This is a genomic window from Pseudonocardia sp. EV170527-09, assembly GCF_008369905.1.
Taxonomy (GTDB): domain Bacteria; phylum Actinomycetota; class Actinomycetes; order Mycobacteriales; family Pseudonocardiaceae; genus Pseudonocardia.
This window is the reverse complement of the sequence record NZ_VRMC01000270.1, coordinates 1-838: the sequence shown is the minus strand read 5'-3', so window position 1 is coordinate 838 and position 838 is coordinate 1. Positions and strand designations below refer to the sequence as shown.

At 63.0% G+C, this 838-nt stretch carries 1 protein-coding gene and 1 pseudogene; one reads left to right on the top strand and one right to left on the bottom strand.

The annotated features are described in order from the left end of the window. Nucleotides 1–226: 226 nt before the first annotated feature. A pseudogene (locus tag FVA95_RS29035) lies at nt 227–331 on the bottom strand (leucine zipper domain-containing protein); the annotation flags it as partial. Between the two features lie 207 nt (nt 332–538). On the opposite strand from FVA95_RS29035, the gene FVA95_RS29030 reads away from it, so the two are divergent. Then, complete coding sequence (locus tag FVA95_RS29030) at nt 539–784, top strand: transposase (protein WP_149666921.1); 246 nt, start codon at nt 539–541, stop codon at nt 782–784. Nucleotides 785–838 lie beyond the last annotated feature (54 nt).

Genomic DNA, 838 nt, shown 5'->3' with positions numbered 1-838 from the left:
CTGCCCACGACGATTGCACTCGACGGAGTTCGTCTTGCCTTGACCAGGGCCGCCTCACCTGCAGATCTATTTCCCGCGCTCACCGGACTTGCTGCCTGGGCTATCCCTGCGCTACTTGTGGGTCTCTGGATAATGCGGACCGGGATGCGAGTGGCTCGACGTAGAGGCTCACTAGGAGAATTCTGAACAGGACGATCTTCAAATGTAAGCATTCAGAGCGTGGGATCTTGGCCGGCATCAACCGTGGTCGGGAGCTGCGGTTGACCATCCCGGTGAGGCCCTCAGCGCGGTAGCGGTCAGCCCACTTTCGGGCGGTGCGAGGAGCGACCATGAGACACCCTCTGTCAATCCTCGGTTCAGCTGGCCCTCCCGAGGGCTCTGTTCCGATTGGCGACGTGGACGTTCTCGTCGTAGAGCATCTGCTTGGTGAGGCAGTGAGCCTTTGCCAACCTGATCACGCGTTGGCGATCATGAGGGTCTGAACTGCGGCGATGCGGTTCCCTCATGATTGGGGAGGCATCAGCTATAAGGGGTAGCGGTGCCAGAGGTACGGAAGCGATATGACCGGGAGTTCCGTGACGGGGCGGTCCGGATCGTGGAGGAGACGGGCAAGCCGATCGCCCAGGTCGCCCGCGATCTGGGGGTCAACGAGGGAACCCTGGGCAACTGGGTGGCCCGCGCCCGCGAGGCCCGCGAGGACATCGAGGGTCTGTCCCGCGGTGACATCGCCGAGCTCAAGCGGCTGCGTGCGGAGAACGCCGGGGACTGCCCAGACTTCGGTTGACTCCTGACCTGTGAGGACGTCCTCCTCGCTGGAAGGATCGACACCGTGCCCAAG